General features: G+C 61.5%; 19 protein-coding genes. 10 read left to right on the top strand and 9 right to left on the bottom strand.

The window, feature by feature from the left end; genetic code table 11:
• Positions 1–17: 17 nt before the first annotated feature.
• Genes AC3B5Q_RS16300 through AC3B5Q_RS16290 form a run of 3 tightly spaced genes read right to left on the bottom strand, consistent with a single transcriptional unit; the run spans position 18 to position 2,455 of the window.
• Positions 18–602 (bottom strand): LysE family translocator, encoded by a 585-nt coding sequence (locus tag AC3B5Q_RS16300; protein ID WP_101196126.1) that lies wholly within the window; start codon positions 600–602, stop codon positions 18–20.
• Between the two features lie 50 nt (positions 603–652).
• On the bottom strand, positions 653–1,483 hold the full coding sequence (locus AC3B5Q_RS16295) for an AraC family transcriptional regulator (protein WP_101196125.1): 831 nt from the start codon (positions 1,481–1,483) through the stop codon (positions 653–655).
• Positions 1,484–1,531: 48 nt separating this feature from the next.
• Positions 1,532–2,455 (bottom strand): LysR family transcriptional regulator, encoded by a 924-nt coding sequence (locus tag AC3B5Q_RS16290; protein ID WP_103469210.1) that lies wholly within the window; start codon positions 2,453–2,455, stop codon positions 1,532–1,534.
• Between the two features lie 103 nt (positions 2,456–2,558).
• Here AC3B5Q_RS16290 and nfsB point away from each other — a divergent pair, with 103 nt between their 5' ends.
• The 3 genes from nfsB to AC3B5Q_RS16275 all read left to right on the top strand — a co-directional run bounded on the left by nfsB (position 2,559) and on the right by AC3B5Q_RS16275 (position 4,238).
• Positions 2,559–3,212, top strand: a complete 654-nt coding sequence (gene nfsB / locus AC3B5Q_RS16285; protein ID WP_021782797.1) for an oxygen-insensitive NAD(P)H nitroreductase — start codon at positions 2,559–2,561, stop codon at positions 3,210–3,212.
• 142 nt (positions 3,213–3,354) lie between these two features.
• Positions 3,355–3,804 carry an Xre family toxin-antitoxin system antitoxin gene (locus tag AC3B5Q_RS16280; protein ID WP_003250525.1) on the top strand — a complete coding sequence of 150 codons (450 nt, stop codon included), beginning with the start codon at positions 3,355–3,357 and terminating at the stop codon, positions 3,802–3,804.
• Positions 3,801–4,238: an RES family NAD+ phosphorylase gene (locus AC3B5Q_RS16275; protein WP_003250527.1), complete on the top strand. Its 438-nt coding sequence runs from the start codon at positions 3,801–3,803 to the stop codon at positions 4,236–4,238. The genes AC3B5Q_RS16280 and AC3B5Q_RS16275 overlap by 4 nt, the downstream gene beginning before the upstream one ends.
• A 7-nt stretch (positions 4,239–4,245) precedes the next feature.
• On the opposite strand, the gene AC3B5Q_RS16270 is transcribed toward AC3B5Q_RS16275, so the two are convergent.
• Positions 4,246–5,400, bottom strand: a complete 1,155-nt coding sequence (locus AC3B5Q_RS16270; protein WP_101196122.1) for a cysteine desulfurase family protein — start codon at positions 5,398–5,400, stop codon at positions 4,246–4,248.
• Positions 5,401–5,593: 193 nt separating this feature from the next.
• Positions 5,594–6,520: a LysR family transcriptional regulator gene (locus tag AC3B5Q_RS16265; RefSeq protein ID WP_021782796.1), complete on the bottom strand. Its 927-nt coding sequence runs from the start codon at positions 6,518–6,520 to the stop codon at positions 5,594–5,596.
• A 140-nt stretch (positions 6,521–6,660) separates the two neighbouring features.
• Here AC3B5Q_RS16265 and AC3B5Q_RS16260 point away from each other — a divergent pair, with 140 nt between their 5' ends.
• From AC3B5Q_RS16260 to AC3B5Q_RS16250, 3 genes are all read left to right on the top strand, one after another.
• The gene (locus tag AC3B5Q_RS16260; RefSeq protein ID WP_020192828.1) at positions 6,661–7,890 is read left to right on the top strand and encodes an acyl-CoA dehydrogenase; all 1,230 of its coding nucleotides are present in this window, start codon (positions 6,661–6,663) and stop codon (positions 7,888–7,890) included.
• Positions 7,891–8,053: 163 nt separating this feature from the next.
• Entirely contained in the window at positions 8,054–9,451 is a 1,398-nt protein-coding gene (locus AC3B5Q_RS16255; RefSeq protein WP_021782795.1) for a PAAR domain-containing protein, read from the top strand.
• On the top strand, positions 9,444–9,833 hold the full coding sequence (locus AC3B5Q_RS16250; RefSeq protein ID WP_101196120.1) for a hypothetical protein: 390 nt from the start codon (positions 9,444–9,446) through the stop codon (positions 9,831–9,833). Before AC3B5Q_RS16255 ends, AC3B5Q_RS16250 begins: the two co-directional genes overlap by 8 nt.
• 7 nt (positions 9,834–9,840) lie before the next feature.
• Here the strand turns inward: AC3B5Q_RS16250 and AC3B5Q_RS16245 are convergent, their stop codons facing one another.
• On the bottom strand, positions 9,841–10,905 hold the full coding sequence (locus AC3B5Q_RS16245) for a TerC family protein (protein ID WP_064492460.1): 1,065 nt from the start codon (positions 10,903–10,905) through the stop codon (positions 9,841–9,843).
• Between the two features lie 321 nt (positions 10,906–11,226).
• On the opposite strand from AC3B5Q_RS16245, the gene ahpC reads away from it, so the two are divergent.
• The 3 genes from ahpC (at position 11,227) to AC3B5Q_RS16230 (ending at position 13,833) form a co-directional block, all read left to right on the top strand.
• A complete protein-coding gene (ahpC, locus tag AC3B5Q_RS16240; RefSeq protein ID WP_004375926.1) occupies positions 11,227–11,790 on the top strand; it encodes an alkyl hydroperoxide reductase subunit C in 564 nt (187 codons plus the stop codon).
• Positions 11,791–11,914: 124 nt separating this feature from the next.
• Entirely contained in the window at positions 11,915–13,477 is a 1,563-nt protein-coding gene (ahpF, locus tag AC3B5Q_RS16235; RefSeq protein WP_103444108.1) for an alkyl hydroperoxide reductase subunit F, read from the top strand.
• Positions 13,478–13,644: 167 nt separating this feature from the next.
• Positions 13,645–13,833, top strand: coding sequence for a hypothetical protein (locus tag AC3B5Q_RS16230; RefSeq protein WP_021782791.1), 189 nt, complete (start codon positions 13,645–13,647; stop codon positions 13,831–13,833).
• A gap of 4 nt (positions 13,834–13,837) precedes the next feature.
• On the opposite strand, the gene AC3B5Q_RS16225 is transcribed toward AC3B5Q_RS16230, so the two are convergent.
• From AC3B5Q_RS16225 to nhaR, 3 genes are all read right to left on the bottom strand, one after another.
• A complete protein-coding gene (locus tag AC3B5Q_RS16225; RefSeq protein WP_021782790.1) occupies positions 13,838–14,485 on the bottom strand; it encodes a YceH family protein in 648 nt (215 codons plus the stop codon).
• Between the two features lie 88 nt (positions 14,486–14,573).
• Entirely contained in the window at positions 14,574–15,785 is a 1,212-nt protein-coding gene (sstT, locus tag AC3B5Q_RS16220) for a serine/threonine transporter SstT (protein WP_021782789.1), read from the bottom strand.
• A gap of 97 nt (positions 15,786–15,882) precedes the next feature.
• Entirely contained in the window at positions 15,883–16,776 is an 894-nt protein-coding gene (gene nhaR / locus AC3B5Q_RS16215; protein WP_021782788.1) for a transcriptional activator NhaR, read from the bottom strand.
• A gap of 132 nt (positions 16,777–16,908) precedes the next feature.
• On the opposite strand from nhaR, the gene AC3B5Q_RS16210 reads away from it, so the two are divergent.
• Positions 16,909–17,148, top strand: a complete 240-nt coding sequence (locus AC3B5Q_RS16210; protein ID WP_021782787.1) for a hypothetical protein — start codon at positions 16,909–16,911, stop codon at positions 17,146–17,148.
• The last annotated feature ends 13 nt before the right edge of the window (positions 17,149–17,161 follow it).

Below are 17,161 nucleotides of genomic sequence, written 5' to 3'. Positions count from 1 at the left end.
GCAAGCCAAGTAGCGACTCAGGCTAATACTGCAGCCCATGCCGATATCAACAAAACCCCCGCCAACACCTGGTTGAACACCCGCAACCGCCCCGGTGCCTGCAGCCACCGGGCGCTCCCCACCCCCAGCAGCGCCCACGTTGCCATGCTCGGCAGAGCGATCAGCAAAAACACCAGCGCCAACTGCCACACTGGCAACGACGGCGCGGCAAATACCCCGACCACCGCCACGGCCATCAACCACACCTTGGGGTTCACCACTTGCAACGAGGCCGCGCTGAGCGCACTGAAGCCTGGCGCCGTGGTCGTGTGGAGCGGGGCGGCGGCACTGCGCAGCATCTTCCACGCCAGGCTGCTGAGCCACAGCACCCCGGCCCAGCTCATCAGCTGTTGCGCCAGGGGGTAGCGCAGCAGCAGTTCGCCCAGCCCCAGCCCGACGAGCAGCACAATGGCTGCAGCCGCGCCACACGCCGCCACGATCGGCGCCAGGCTTGCGCGCAGGCCCCGGTGGGCGCCATGGGCCAGGATCAACAGGTTGGTCGGCCCCGGGCTGATGCTGGACACCAGGGCGAACAGAATGAAGGGCAACAACGACTGCGACATGGTTCAGGGCTCCGTAAACGCGGAGCACCATGCTCGCTGCCTGCCGGCACTCAGTCTGGAAGGTTTGAGCAGCGCCTGCGGTAGTCAGCCGGGGTCAACTGGTAGGCGCGGCGGAACCAGCGCCCCAGATGGCTCTGGTCGGCAAAGCCCAACGCCACGGCCACTTCAGCAGGTGTCTGACCTTGGGCAAGCAGGCGCCGCGCGCGGGCCAGGCGCAGCTGGATCAGGTAGGCATGGGGTGCAATGCCGAACGCTGCCTTGAACGCACGGGTCAGGCGAAAGCGGTCGATGCCGCAGGCCTGGGCCAGGTCTTCCAGGCCGATGTCGCGCTCCAGGTTGGCGTGCAGGAAGTCCCGCGCACGCTGTGCGGTCAGCGGCAGGCGCGGGTCGGGATTGATGCGGCGGCGCCAGTGCAGGTGACGGGTCAGACAGGCCAGTAAATCGTCCATGGCCGTTTGCCTGACGATGCGCAAGTCCTGATCATGCACGGCCTGGAAGGCCTGGGCGGTGGCCCGCGCCAGACGTTCGTCATGGCACAGGGTGTCGGCAAAGCTGGGCAGGCTGTCGCCTGGCGCGTGCTCGTACAGCGCGCGCAGCTGTTGGTCGAGCCAGGCGGGCTCCAGGTACAGCGTCGAATAGGTGAAGCCTTCTTCGGTGGGCGCCAGGCCATCGTGGATGTCGCCAGGCTCAAGTAAAAACACCTGCCCCGGCGTGCTGCGGTGGCGCACCCGACGGCAGTTGAACTGCTGCACGCCCTGCTCGGTCACGCCGACCAGGAAGCTGTCGTGCCAGTGGGGGTCATAGGCATGCCCGACAAAATGCGCACGGACCGACTCGATGCCGGTGTCGGCGTCTTGTTTGAAGTCGATCCAGTTGCTCATGGACGTATACCGTGGGGTAAATGGCAACCTTAGCGCAATGCCCCCGACTCAGTCTGGAACGATTGTGCAGCCGTTGGTCAGTGCCCGGGCGCGCAGGGCCTCGAAGCGTTCGCGTAGCCACAGGTGCAATTGCGTCACGGCAGGCGTGAGTTGCTTGCGATGAGGGCAGACCAAGGTGAGCGGGGTAGGTTCGCCGAGCAATTCGGGCAGGACGATTTCCAGTTCACCGGCCGCGATGTTGGCGCTGACATCCAGCCACGACTTGTAGACGATACCTTCCCCCTGGATGGCCAGGCGGCGGATGACGTCGGCGTCGTCACTGACCAATGGCCCACGCACCTGCACCGTGCGATTACCCAACTGCCACTTGTCGTACACCCGGCTGTGCTGCATGTACAGCAGGCAGGCATGCTGCAGCAGCGCGTCGGGGGTGAGCGGGCGGCCGTGGCGCGCCAGGTAGTCGGGCGAGGCCACCAGTACTCGGCGGTTCCATTCGGCCAGCGGCAGGGCGATGTAGTTGGCATCCTGGTTGAGGCCATAGCGGATGGCCACATCCACAGGGTCGCGGTTGAGGTCGGCCATCTGGTCGGACAGAAAGAAGCGCAGTTGCAATGCCGGGTGGTCGCGGCGAAAGGCGCTGAGCCAGGGCAGCAGCATGTTGCGGCCCATGTCGGAAGGGGCCGACACTTGCAGGGTGCCGCGCAGGCTATTGGGGTTGCCATGCAGATCTTCATGGCCCTGGCGCAGGCTTTCCAGCACATTCAGCGCGGTTGGCAGGTAGCGCTCGCCCTCGGCGGTCAGGCGCAGGCTGCGGGTGGTGCGGGCGAACAGGCGTACATCCAGGTCGCGTTCCAGGCGTTTGATCGCGGCAGCCACCTGGCCCGGCAGCAGGCCTGCTTCATGGGCGGCGGCAGTGAAGCTGCCCAGCACGCTGCTGCGGGCAAACAGTTCGAGGTCGGTGATGCGCAGCATTTTCATTCCAGGGATGAAAGTGTTGTTACATTGTGCCGCTTTTTCTTTTTTGCTGGAAAGATAAGATGCGCGGCACATCCACTGTTCATTCCGGAGTTGTCGCATGGATACCGTATCGCTGGCCAAGCGCCGTTACACTACCAAAGCTTACGATGCCTCACGCCGCATTCCCCAAGCCACTGTCGACGCCCTGCTCGAACAACTGCGCCACAGCCCGTCGTCGGTCAATTCCCAGCCCTGGCATTTCATCGTCGCCGACACGGCCGAAGGCAAGGCCCGCCTGGCCAAGAGCACGGCGGAGGGTTATGCCTACAACACGCAGAAGCTTCTCGATGCCTCGCATGTGATCGTGTTCTGCACCCGTACCGAAATGACTGAAGAACACCTGAACACCGTGCTCGATCAAGAGGCTGCCGATGGCCGTTTCCGTGATGAGCAAGCGCGCGCCGGGCAAAACCAGAGCCGCCGTCACTATGTCAACCTGCACCGCTTCGACCAGAAGGATGTGCAGCACTGGATGGAAAAGCAGACCTACCTGGCGTTGGGTACTGCCTTGCTGGGTGCGGCAGCGCATGGGCTGGATGCCACGCCGATCGAGGGCTTCGACAGCAAGGTCCTCGATGCCGAACTGGGCTTGCGTGAGCGTGGGTTCACCAGTGTGGTGATCCTGAGCCTGGGTTACCGCAGCGAGGCGGACTTCAATGCCGGGCTGAACAAGTCGCGGTTGCCGGCATCGCAAGTGTTCACCTTCCTGTGAGGTTTCCGGGGCCGCTTTGCGGTCCTGGCAATGCTGGCGGTCAATCTGGCAAAGCCCTGGCTTCGATTGCCCGCCCCGGCAAACTGGCAATGACCCGGCATATACCGCATACTTATCGGTAAATGCCGAAAAGGAGCGTGCCATGCTTGCCGAAGTGCTTCGCGACAACGGTTACCACGAGTACCGGGCGCGCCTGCAGGCGCTGCTGGACATTCCCGAGCTTGCCAGCGACTTCGAAATTCACACCCGCATCACCGATGGTTTTGCCGCCACCTGGTTGGTGAAACTGACCGAACGCGGTGTGCTCACGCCGGTGGAGCGCGACCAGATCATCCCGCTGCGCACGCTCAAATCCCGTATCGAGCGTGACCAACCGCTGACCGTGGATGAGAGCGACCGGCTGTTCCGCTCGGCCCACATCACCGCCATGGCCGAGGCCGTGTTCGGTGAAGCGGGCAAGGCCAAGCGCTGGCTGTCCAAGCCCAAGGAACGCTTCTCGGGGCTGACGCCGATGCAGATGCTCACCACCCAGCAAGGCACCACTCAGGTCGAAGAAATGCTGCTGCAGATTGCCGAGGGCTATGGCCTGTGATTTTGTGGCGAATCAGCGCCTATGCAGACTTGAGCGGTACGGGGGGCTTGCGTGTAAGTGGCCGCTGGCACCAGGCGGGTCGGCCGGTGGTGTATGCCGCCACCAGCCCTCCCGGGGCGATGCTGGAAGTGTTAGTGCATCTGGAGATCGACCCGGAGGATTTCCCTACCACCATGCGCTTGCTTCGCATCGAACTGCCTGACACGGTTTCCCAGGCGCAGTTGCCCGCTTTGCAGCCCGGCTGGTCCGCCCAGCCTGAGTTGACCCGTACGTTGGGCAATCGCTTTCTGGATGACTGTTCGGCATTGCTGCTGCCGGTGCCAAGCGCGATCATGCCCAGCACTACCAATTACCTGTTCAACCCACGGCACCCGCAGGCGCAGAGCGCGAAAATCCAGGTTGAGGATTTCACGCCGGACAGCCGCCTGTTCTAGGGCGTGGTCACCACAGTGCTGCCGATGCTGACGCCAGCACCCGGCCAAACACTTCGAGCGCCTTGTCCACGTCAGCCTCGGTGCTGAAACGGCCGAGGCTCAAGCGCACACTGTTGCGTGCCTGGCGTTCATCCAGCCCCAGTGCCAGCAGCACATGCGAGGCAGCGTTGCTCGCCGAGTTGCAGGCCGAGGTGGTCGACAAGGCCAATTCGCTGGCCAGCGCCGTGCTGTTGAAGCCCTTGCTGTCGATGCACAGGTTCAAGGTATGGGGAATACGTTGCTTGGCGCAGCCATTCAGGGTAACGCCGGGCATGGCCAGCAGGCCTGTGCGCAGGCGTCTTGCCAATTGCTCAAGGCGCTGGTACTCGCTGTCGCCGGGTTGGCCGGCCAAGGCAAAGGCGCTGCCCATGCCAGCGATCTGATGGGTCGCCAGGGTGCCGGAACGCAAGCCTTGCTCATGGCCGCCGCCGTGCATCTGGGCACGCATCAGCGCGCGAGCGCGTGGCCCCACATACAGCGCACCGATGCCCTTGGGCCCGTAGACCTTGTGTGCCGAAAAAGACATCAGGTCCACGGCCATCGTATGCAGGTCGATTGCCAGCTTGCCCACAGCCTGCGCGGCATCCACGTGCAGCAGGGCACCGTGGGCACGCACCTGCTCGCCGATCGCGGCAAAGTCGGTGACCGTACCCAGTTCGTTGTTGACCGCCATCAGCGATACCAGGCGGGTGTCAGCGCGCAACGCTGCCTGTACGCTTGCGGGCTGGATCAGGCCGGCGGCATCCGCCGCCAGGCGAGTAACGGCCCAGCCTTGGCGCTCCAGTTCGGCCACGGTGTCGAGCACGGCCTTGTGTTCCAGCTGGCTGGTGATCAGGTGTCCGGGCTGGCCGATGCCTTGGGCAATACCCTTGAGCGCCAGGTTGTTGGACTCGGTCGCCCCCGATGTCCACACCAGATGCTCGGGTTGCGCACCGATGCACTCGGCCACTTGCTGACGGGCCTGCTCTACGGCGTGACGTGCAGCTTGGCCGAAGGCGTGCCCGCTGGACGCCGGGTTGCCGAAGTTGGCCTGGCTTCCCAGGCAGGCGAGCATGGTTTCGATGACCCGGTCGTCAACCGGGGTTGTGGCGGCGTAATCGAAGTAGAGTGGGGCGCTAGGCATTGAGGCGGGTCCGTGTCAGTGGCCGTGAAATCGGCAATCATTGACGTAAGCGTACCTGCCAGCAGCGCGATATTTTTCACTTCCTTTGGTTCGATTCTCGATGCTTATAGAAAAAAATTCTCTTTCTAAGACATTGCATGGAATTTTCTACTTTTTTGGGTGAGGTGCCATAAATGGCCCCTCGCCAGCTTATTCAGGCGGGCTCCAGCGCCTTCTCTTCCTCTGCCACCACGCGCTCGCACAATTCGGTGATCTGTTCGCGCATCCAGCGGTTGGCCGGGTCCTGGTCGGTGCTTTCATGCCAGTACAGGTGCGTTTCCAGTGCAGGCACCTCCACCGGCAGCGCCTGATAACGCAACTGATGGCGACGGGCGAAGCGCTCGGGAACCGTCATGGCCATGTCGGTCTGCTGCAACACCTGCGACGCCATGAGGTAGTGCTGCGAACGCAGGGCGACCTTGCGTTGCACACCCATCTTGCCCAGCGCCAGGTCGACGTAACCCAGGCCGTTGCGTCGGCTGGAAATATGGATATGGGTCATGCCCAGGTAGCTGTCGAGGGTCAGCTTGCTGTCGGCCAGCGGGTGGCCCTGGCGCAGGGCGCAGACATAGCGGTCCTGCATCAGTTTGATGTGGCGCACCTGCGGGTCGGTGTTCAGTGGCGCGTCGATGGCAAAGTCCAGGCGGCCGGCCGCGAGTTCCTTGGTGGTCTCGCGGCGCTTGCACAGGAAACTCTCGATCATTACCGCCGGCGCCAGGCGGCGCAGGCGCTGGAACAGCGGCGGCAAGATGACCGCCTCGGTCAGGTCGGTCATGCTGATGCGGAAGGTCTTGTTGGCCTGCTGCGGATTGAACGTGCGGCTTTCCTGCACCGAGGTCCGCAGCAGCGCCAGTGCGTTGCGCACCGGGCCGATGATGTTCTGCGCCATGGGTGTGGGCACCATGCCTTGCGCGGTGCGCACGAACAGCGGGTCATTGAAGGTTTCGCGCAGACGCGACAGGGCATTGGACACTGCCGGCTGAGTAATGCCGACGATCTGCCCGGCGCGGGTCAGGTTGGCTTCGGTGTAGATCGCATCGAACACGATGAACAGGTTGAGGTCGACCTTGCTGAGGTTCATGGGCGCCGCTCTTTGTTGGAGTTATCGGTCGATCATATATCGGTTATGAATGTTTATACACGCGGAAAATAGACTAGGTGGATGGAGCAATGCTGCTCTAGGCTCTGCTCCACGTACTCCGAACTGTGAAGGTAGCCCTGATGGATTTCGCCTATTCACCCAAGGTCCAGGCACTGCGCGAGCGTGTCACTGCGTTCATGGACGCCCATGTCTACCCTGCCGAAGCCGTGTTCGAGCGCCAGGTCGCCGAGGGTGACCGCTGGCAGCCCACTGCAATCATGGAGGAACTCAAGGCCAAGGCCCGCGCCGAAGGGCTGTGGAACCTGTTCTTGCCAGAGTCGGAATACGGCGCCGGCCTGAGCAACCTGGAGTACGCACCGCTGGCAGAGATCATGGGCCGCTCGTTGCTCGGGCCGGAGCCGTTCAACTGCTCGGCGCCGGACACCGGCAACATGGAAGTGCTGGTGCGCTATGGCAGCGAGGCACAGAAACGCCAGTGGCTGGAGCCGCTGCTACGCGGCGAGATCCGCTCGGCGTTTGCCATGACCGAACCGGACGTGGCCTCCTCGGACGCCACCAACATGGCTGCTACCGCCATACGGGACGGTGACGAGTGGGTAATCAACGGCCGCAAGTGGTGGACTTCCGGCGCCTGCGACCCGCGCTGCAAGGTCATGATCTTCATGGGCCTGTCCGACCCTGAAGGCCCACGCCACCAGCAGCATTCCATGGTGCTGGTGCCGACCGACACGCCGGGCGTGAAGATTGTCCGCCCGCTGCCGGTGTTCGGTTATGACGATGCGCCCCATGGTCATGCCGAAGTCCTTTTCGAGAATGTGCGGGTTCCGTACGAAAACGTGATCCTTGGCGAAGGCCGCGGCTTCGAAATTGCCCAGGGCCGACTGGGCCCAGGCCGTATCCACCACTGCATGCGCTCGATCGGCATGGCCGAGCGCGCGCTGGAGCTGATGTGCAAGCGCTCGGTGGAGCGCACTGCCTTTGGTCGGCCACTGGCACGCTTGGGCGGCAACGTCGACAAGATCGCCGACTCGCGCATGGAAATCGACATGGCCCGACTGCTGACGCTCAAAGCGGCCTACATGATGGACACCGTCGGCAACAAGGTGGCTCGTAGCGAGATCGCCCAGATCAAGGTGGTGGCGCCGAACGTGGCCTTGAACGTGATCGACCGGGCTATCCAGATACATGGCGGGGCAGGGGTAAGCGGCGATTTCCCGCTGGCCTACATGTATGCCATGCAGCGCACCCTCCGCCTGGCTGACGGGCCGGATGAAGTGCACCGGGCGGCGATTGGCAAGTACGAAATTGGCAAGTATGTGCCGGTGGAGATGTTGCGTAGCGGGCGGTGAACGCGTCAGCCTGCCCCGGCCCATTCGCGGGTGAACCCGCGCCTGCAGTGATTGCGCAAAGTCCTGCAACTTGTAGGACGTATCTGAATTTTGGCTGATGCCACTTGTATCTCCCTTGCTGGTGATAGGTTTCCAACCTGAGTCAAGTACAGGGAGTTCATATATGCGCGTCAATCTAGAGGGAAAAGGTCAGGCGGTAGATGGCGATATCACCACAACGGGTGCTGTCTGTATTGCGACCGGGGCCGGCTACCTAGATGAAGGCCGAATGGTGCTCCGTGAAGGCGACCACACCACGCCATGCCCTCTTTGTGGGCAGGCGGGAACTGTCGCCGAAGGTGTGGATCACTTTATTTCAGATGGCCAGCGGGTGGCTATGGATGGTGCGTTGGTTGTCTGTGGCTGTTCGCCGGGCACCAACCGGGTAGTCGCGCCCTTGTATGAGGCTCCGCCGTCCATGCACTCCATTGCAGGGCGTGCCAATACCCACGCTGCCGAGCTGTCACCCACCTTCAACCCCGAGCGCTTCTCCCAACCGGTAATAGGTGCACTGCCTGGCACGCTGGAGCCTGGCTTCTACGTGGTTCCACGACGCATGTCGTTTCCCCAGATACTGCTTCAACTGGCCGGTCACGATTCCACGTTGCCGATCTCACGGTTACAGCGGCTCAACCCCACGTATGCGCAAGGGTTCAAAGCTGGGGAAATTTTCGTTATCGGTGATCCTGACAATGGAAATGCCTGCACGCGCGAAGAGGGAGAGCTTATGGCGGCGGCGCAGCATGCGCGGCGTGCGCTGGAAGCACTCGACTACGTCGAAGCGGATTTCATGATGCAGCACCAGGCCGAAATCGCCGGCTTGCTCAGCAACGCCAGTCTGTCCATGGGCGTGGGCAAGGACATGCTGGATCAAGGCTTGAAACAAGTAAGCAATACCTTGACCAGCATCGAGCAATTGCACCAGCGTGAGTTCATGCACAATGGCCATTTGAATAGTCCGGGTTTCTTCGCCGAGCGCAGGCGGTTGTTGCAGCAACTGGATGGCCAGTTGAAAGCGGCGTTGCTTAATAAGCAACTGAATCTGGGGAGCTATGAGCGGCTGAAGAAGAGCTTGCGTATCTCTACCAAGAGCCTGGTGCACCATTGGTCGAAAGCGGGCGGACCGGGGCAAATTCCGGGGTATGCGACACATCTTGAGAAGGTGGCGCGGTTAAGTAAGTACCTTCAATACGGAGGGTATGCAGCGATTGGGCTGGGCGGGACCTCGTCTTATCTGAAAGTAAAAGAAGTCTGTCGGGCCGGGGAGACTCGTGCTTGTCGAAAGGTTCGGTTTACTGAAGCGGGAAATTTTGCAGGAGGTCTAACGGGAGGGTTGGTAGGCGCCTCTGGTGGAGGTGCTGCAGCAGCTGCGTTATGCGGTATTTTTGCGGTGGGTACCGGTGGGTTTGGTGCAGTGTGCGGGATTGCGATCGTTGGCGCCGCCTCTTCTGCAAGCGCTATTGGTATTGGCGCCCTCGGAGAGCGGACCGGTGAATTCCTTCATGAGGTGACTGATGATTGACTTTGACAATTGGTCCCCATTGTTGCAAATAGGATTCCTGATTGTGCCTTTCGTCCTGGGCCTTGCGGGGATCGCTATCAATGTGAAAATTGCTTTGTCGAGTGATTTTGATGTCGCCCTTTCAGCGATCACGAGCAACCCCTATCTTGAGCAGATGAAACCCGTATGGGGCGGACGAAACCTAAGGCATCGATGCCTACTGATGAGTACAGTAAGCGCTTTGGTCACATTCCCTAGGTTACATTCACGCCTCGGATGGTTGAGCGAAGCGGAGCTTGACAATTTTCCCCCAAAGTTGAGGCGAGATATGGGAGTAGCCCTTTGGTTGATCTTGATTGCCTCACTTTGGGGAGCGGTTGGTTACTTCATCATCAAGCAATGATTGCAACTCAGACCCGTAACTGTGGGTCATTCTTTTTTTGTCCCGTTGTTTTCTTATCGTTAGCTGCTTTTTCTATCGTCTTGTCGTCTTTATTCAACGTCTGCCCCCGCGTCTTGATCAACGAAATCACCACCCCACCCAGCAACAACCCGAATGTCACGCCCAGTGACAGCAGCGCCGGCACCTTGCCCACCATGCCGTGGTAGAAAATCTTGCAGCCAATGAAGATCAACACCAGTGCCAGTGCGTACTTGAGGTAGACGAACCGGTGCATCAGCGCCGCCAGCGCGAAATACAGCGAGCGCAAGCCGAGGATGGCGAAGATGTTGGAGGTGTAGACGATGAACGGGTCCTGGGTGATGGCGAAGATCGCCGGCACGCTGTCGACGGCAAACACCAGGTCGGCCAGTTCGATCAGTACCAGTGCCAGAAACAGCGGGGTGGCATAACGCAGCGCCTTGCTGTGCCCGGCCGGGGTGTGGCGTACGAAGAAGTGCGAGCCATGGATCTGGTCGGTAACCCGCATGTGCCGCCGCACGAACTTGAGGATCGGGTTGTTGGCCAGGTCCGGGCGGCTGTCTTCCTTCGACAGCGCCATTTTCACCCCGGTAAACAGCAAGAAGGCACCAAAGATGTACAGCACCCAGGCAAAGTTCTGTACCAGCGCCGCGCCCACGCCGATCATGATGGCCCGCAGGAACACCACGCCCAGGATACCCCAGAACAGCACGCGGTGCTGGTAGCGGCGAGGGATGGCGAAGTAGCTGAAGATCATCGCCATGACGAACACGTTGTCCATCGACAGCGACTGTTCGACCAGGAAACCGGTGTAGAACTCCAGCGCAGACTGCGCACCCAACTGGTACCAGACCCCCGCGCCGAACAGCACACCGACACTGAAATAGCCCGAATACAGCAGCAGGCTCTCGCGCATTTCAATTTCCCGGTCGTGGCGGTGCAGCACGCCCAGGTCGAGCACCAGCAAACCGATGACGATGGCCATGAACACCAGCCACAACCAGGCGCTGGTACCGAGGACAGGTGTTGTGAGGAATGCTTGCAGAGCTGTCATGAGCCCCTCCTTGAATGTCGACGTTGCATGGCAACAGTGATCCGACATGGCGGCTTGGCAGCCGTCAGAGGGGCCCGGTATCACATGAGCTTGAGCCTAGACCCGTTTGCCAGTGGTGCCGAATGGGTAGCTGTTACATTTCTTTGCCAGTGCAGCGCTCAAGCCCGCAATCCTTTGCTCAGCCCTTTCCCTTCTATTAAATAACCCCGGTTATAGCCAAAACCAATCGAAAGCATGAGCTTTGCCAATGAGCCTTCAGCGGGATGATTAGTTAGGATTCTATCCATCAACTGATTCCAACCCCATGAAGGAGCGTCTCTCATGCCAATCATCAACAGCCAGGTCAAACCCTTCAACGCCACCGCCTACCACAAAGGCGAGTTCGTTCAGGTCAGCGAAGCCGATCTGAAAGGCAAGTGGTCTGTCGTGTTCTTCTACCCGGCCGACTTCACCTTCGTTTGCCCGACCGAGCTGGGTGACCTTGCTGACAACTACGCCGAGTTCCAGAAGCTGGGCGTGGAAATTTACGGTGTTTCCACCGATACCCACTTCACTCACAAAGCCTGGCACGACACTTCCGACACCATCGGGAAGATCCAATACCCGCTGATCGGTGACCCGACTCACGTCATTTCGCGCAACTTCGACGTGCTGATCGAAGAAGCCGGCCTGGCCGACCGCGGTACCTTCGTGATCAACCCGGAAGGCCAGATCAAGATTGTCGAGCTGAACGACGGTGGTGTAGGCCGTGATGCTGCCGAACTGCTGCGTAAGGTCAAGGCTGCCCAGTACGTTGCCGCTCACCCAGGCGAAGTGTGCCCGGCCAAGTGGAAAGAAGGCGAAGCCACTCTGGCGCCGTCGCTGGACCTCGTAGGCAAGATCTAAGGTCATGCCCATAACGCGGGCGGTAAGCAGCCGCCAAAGCTGAAATACCTACCGCCCCGTCAAACGCCCGGGCGACCTCGCCTGGGCGTTTTTGTATCCGAGTTTTGAAAAAGGAATCGCCCGTATGTTGGACGCCACGCTTAAATCGCAACTGAAAACCTACCTGGAGCGGGTCACCCAGCCGATCGAGATCGTTGCCTCCCTCGACGACGGCGCGAAGTCCCGCGAATTGCACGACCTGCTGGTGGAAATTGCCGGCCTGTCGAACCTCATTACCTTCAGCGCGGACGGTACCGATGCCCGTCGCCCTTCGTTCTCGCTGAACCGCCCGGGTGCCGATATCAGCCTGCGTTTCGCCGGCATCCCCATGGGCCACGAGTTCACCTCGTTGGTGCTGGCGCTGCTGCAAGTCGGCGGCCATCCGTCAAAGGCCAGTGCCGAAGTGATCGAGCAGATCCAGGCCCTGGAAGGTGAATTCAACTTCGAAACCTACTTCTCGCTGTCGTGCCAGAACTGCCCGGACGTGGTCCAGGCGTTGAACCTGATGGCGGTACTCAACCCCAACGTGCGGCATGTTGCCATCGACGGTGCGCTGTTCCAGGACGAAGTGGAATCGCGCAAGATCATGGCGGTACCGAGTATCTACCTGAACGGTGAAGTGTTTGGTCAGGGCCGTATGGGCCTGGAAGAAATCCTTGGCAAGATCGACACCAACGCCGGCGCCCGCCAGGCCGAGAAGATCAACGCCAAGGATGCCTTTGACGTGCTGGTTGTCGGTGGTGGCCCCGCTGGCGCCGCTGCTGCCATCTACGCTGCCCGCAAGGGCATCCGCACCGGTGTTGCCGCCGAGCGCTTCGGCGGCCAGGTGCTGGACACACTGGCCATCGAGAACTTTATCTCGGTGCAGGAAACCGAAGGGCCGAAGCTGGCCACGGCGCTGGAAGAGCACGTCAAACAGTACGACGTCGACATCATGAACCTGCAGCGCGGTGAAGCGCTGATTCCTGCTGCCGAGGGCGGTCTGCACGAAGTGCGTTTGGCGGGGGGCGCTTCGCTGAAGGCCAAGACTGTAATCCTGGCCACCGGCGCCCGCTGGCGCGAAATGAACGTGCCAGGTGAGCAGGAGTACCGCAGCCGCGGCGTGGCCTACTGCCCGCACTGTGACGGCCCGCTGTTCAAGGGTAAACGCGTGGCGGTGATTGGCGGCGGCAACTCGGGTGTGGAGGCGGCCATCGACCTGGCCGGTATCGTCGCCCAGGTGACGCTGATCGAGTTCGACAGCCAGCTGCGTGCCGATGCGGTGTTGCAACGCAAGCTGCACAGCCTGCCGAACGTTAACGTGATCACCAGCGCGCTGACCACCGAGGTGCTGGGCAATGGCGAGAAGGTGACCGGCCTGCGCTACAAGGACCGCACCACGGATGAACAGCACGAAGTGGCACTGGAAGGCATCTTCGTGCAGATTGGCCTGTTGCCCAATACTGACTGGCTGAAGGGCACCGTCGAGCTGTCGCCGCGTGGCGAAATCATTGTCGACGCCAAGGGCCAGACCAGCATCCCCGGTGTGTTTGCCGCCGGTGACGTGACTACCGTGCCGTACAAGCAGATTGTCATTGCGGTGGGTGAGGGGGCCAAGGCATCGCTGGCGGCCTTTGACCACCTGATTCGGACTTCGGCACCGGCGTAAGCCTGTACCGGCCCTTTTCGCGGCTAAAGCCGCTCTCGCAGGACTGCGCAGTTGTTGAAACTGTGAAAATCCCTGTAGGAGCGGGTTTACCCGCGAAAGGGCCGGTTCAAGCAAAGCAGCACCTGAAGGTGTCTATGCTTACAGCAGACCTCTCAGGAACCACACCCATGACCCTGATCAGCCGCGAACCCTGGTGGCTAGTCCCCCCAAAGCCCGGGGAGCAAGAGCAGGACCTGCACTGGGGCTACCTGGAAATCTACGCCGACGGTCGCGCTGTGTTCGTCGACCAGCGCCCCACTGACCGGGAACTGGCCGAGCGCAAGAGCTGCCGCAATTTCCCCGACCCCGAACCGTGACGGCTCAGCCTTCCAGTTCGGCCAGGCGCGCTTCCAGCGCCGCAATGCGGGCTTCGAGGGCTTCGATGCGGTCTTCTGACACACTGCCGCCACTGTTGCGCGCGCCGCCTTCCTGTTGGCGTGCAGCGAGAATCGCCTCGATTTCCGCCGGGTCGCCCAAGGCATGGGTGTAGCGGTCTTCACGCTGGCCGGCCTGACGTGGCAGGTGCAAAGCCAGGTCCCGCGAGATCAGGCGCTCCAGCTGATGCTGGATCTGCTCGGTGTCGTCAAAGTCGTGCAGGCGGTTGCTACGGGTCAGCAGTTCGTTGAGGGTTTGCGGGCCCCGCAGGAACATCAGGCCCATCAACACCAACTGTGCTGGCACCAGCTCCAGTGCCTTGTCTACCCGATGTTCCCAGCGGTCGGCACGGCTGCCCATCTGCAGGCGGGTCATGCCCTGACCTTCGAGGGCGCGCAGCGCCTGGCCGACCTGGCCTTGGGTGAGGTTCATCACCGGCTCGCGGCTGGTCTTCTGGTTGCAGGCCAGGACCAGGGCATTGAGGGTCAGCGGGTAGCTTTCCGGGCTGGTGGCCTGCTTTTCGATCAGCGAGCCGAGAACGCGGATCTCGATGCTGTTGAAGCGGCCTTCACCTGCGGTTTCGTGTTCTGACATGGCCCTGTCTCGTGGCTGGGGAAAGGCCACTAGGGTAGGTAATGCCATCGAGTAAGGCAATTGGGGCCGCAATGCGGCCCCGGCGCGCTTAGCCGTTACGCCGCTCTTCAGCCTGACACGCCGCCGCAGTGAACAGCACATCGGTCGAAGAGTTCAGCGCCGTTTCGGCCGAATCCTGCAACACGCCAATGATGAAGCCCACCGCCACTACCTGCATGGCAATTTCGCTTGGGATGCCAAACAGGCTGCACGCCAGCGGAATCAGCAGCAGCGAACCCCCGGCCACGCCCGAGGCGCCGCAGGCGCACACTGCCGCCACCACGCTGAGCAGCACGGCAGTTGGCAGGTCTACCTGGATACCCAGGGTATGCACTGCGGCCAGGGTCAGCACGGTAATGGTGGTTGCCGCGCCGGCCATGTTGATGGTTGCGCCCAGCGGGATCGACACCGAGTAAGTGTCTTCATGCAGGCCGAGGCGTTCCGACAATGCCATGTTGACAGGGATGTTGGCGGCCGAGCTGCGGGTGAAGAACGCAGTAATGCCGCTTTCACGCAGGCACAGCAGCGTTAGTGGGTAGGGGTTGCGGCGGATCTTCCAGAACACGATCAGCGGGTTCATCACCAGCGCCACGAACAGCATGCAGCCAATCAGTACCGCCAGCAGGTGCAGGTAGCCGAGCAGGGCGTCCAGGCCAGACTGTGCCAGGGTGGAGCTGACCAGGCCAAAAATGCCCAGCGGGGCGAAGCGGATGACCATGCGCACGATCAGGGTGACGCCATTGGACAGGTCTGCGACCACGGTGCGGGTGGTTTCGCCGGCATGGCGCAGGGCCACGCCCAGGCCGACGGCCCAGGTCAGCACGCCGATGAAGTTGGCATTGAGCAGGGCATTGACCGGGTTGTCTACCGCGCTCAGCAGCAGGTTCTGCATTACCTCGGCGATGCCGCCTGGCGCGCTCAGCGTGGCTTCGCTGGTGCTTAGCGCCAGGTGCGAGGGGAACAGCATGCTGGCAACCACGGCCACCACTGCAGCGGCAAAGGTGCCCAGCAGGTACAGCCAGAGGATCGGGCGAATGTGGATTTCCTGGCCGTGACGATGGTTGGCGACCGAAGCCATGACCAGGATGAACACCAGCACAGGCGCAACCGCCTTCAGGGCACTGACGAACACCTTGCCAAGAAAGGCCAGGTCACGGGCGATGGCAGGTGCCAGCAGGGCGAGGGCGATACCGGCGAGCAAGCCGATGACGATCTGGGTCACCAGGCTGGTGCGGTTGAGGAGGCGGAGAAAAGGGGTCATGTGCAGCGGTATCTCGGAATCTGGAAAGGGCGGACTTTACCATAGAGCACCTATGGCGCATGCCGGGCTGTGTTCGTAGTCAATCAGGCTTTTACGGCTACCAGTGAAACAACTCCCGCCGCGCCCCCTCGGTAATCGCCACGATCCCTGGGTGCTTGACCTTGCGCTCCACCGAAATGGCATAGAACGATTCGTGCACGGCTTCGGTCTGCCCGATCAGTTGCACGCCATACTGACGGCACACCTCTTCGGCGATTACGCTGGGAGCAACGAAAATGCCGCTGCCCGATTGACCGAACGCTTGCATCAAGGCACTGTCATCGAACTCCCCCACGATCCGTGGTTGCACCTGCTGCTCGCCCAGCCACCGCAGCAGGCGGCTGCGTACCACGGTCTCCTGGCCGGGAACAAGCAGCGGAGCATCCTGCAGACACGCTGGAAAAGGACCGTCCAGCCGTTGTACCAGCGCCGGTGTGGCGAAGAAGCTCAGCCCGCACTCGCCCAGCTTCTGGCTGTAGCCCTTGATGTCCAGGTGGTTGGGCATGGGGCTGTCGGAAATCACCAGGTCCAGGCGCTGGATAGCCAGGTCTGCCAGTAACCGCTCAAGTTTGTCCTCGCGGCAGTTGATGCGCAGCACCTCCTCCAGATCCATGGTCGGTGCCAGCAGGCGGTAGACAATGGATTTGGGCACCACGTCAGCCACCCCCACACGAAACAGGATCTGCTCCTGAGGGCCGGCGCGCAGCATGGCTTCAAGCTCGCTGCCAATCTGAAACATCTGTTCTGCATACACCAGGGCCTGGCGGCCGGTTTCGGTCAGTTCCAGCTGCCGGCCGGCGCGCTGGAACAGTTCCAGGCCGTAGGTTTGCTCGAACAGGGTGATCTGCCCGCTGATGGTTTGCGGTGTGAGGTTCAGCTGTTGGCTGGCGCGGGTGATGCTGCCCGTCTTGGCCACGGCCCAGAAGTAATGCAGCTGGCGATAGTTAAGCACCGTCGGTCGTTCCGATTCGTAAAAACCGAAGTATATGCCATGAAAATACGAATTTTCCTGAACTATTGCCGTCTCTAGAATGCACGGCTACCAGGCGCCATGCGCCGCCGGGTTATTTCAAGCGAGGACACCATGCTGCAATTCAAATCCATTGGCACCCCGTTGGTGCTGGCTTTGGCCCTGTTCACCCTGGCAGGCTGCGACCAGGCCGAGAAATCCGCCCAGCAGATGCTCGACCAGGCGGCGCAGTCGGCCAAGCAGGCCATCGACGACACCAACAAGGCTGCCCAGCAGGCGCTGAGCGAAGCCATCGGCAGCGAAGGGCACAAGCCCAAGGATGCCGAGAAGAAAGAAGAAACCCAGGAAATCTGACCCCAACCGACGC

It is taken from the genome of Pseudomonas sp. D5(2026) (assembly GCF_057766845.1).
Note: the sequence above shows the minus strand (reverse complement) of the source record. Positions and strands in the feature narration are given on the sequence as shown.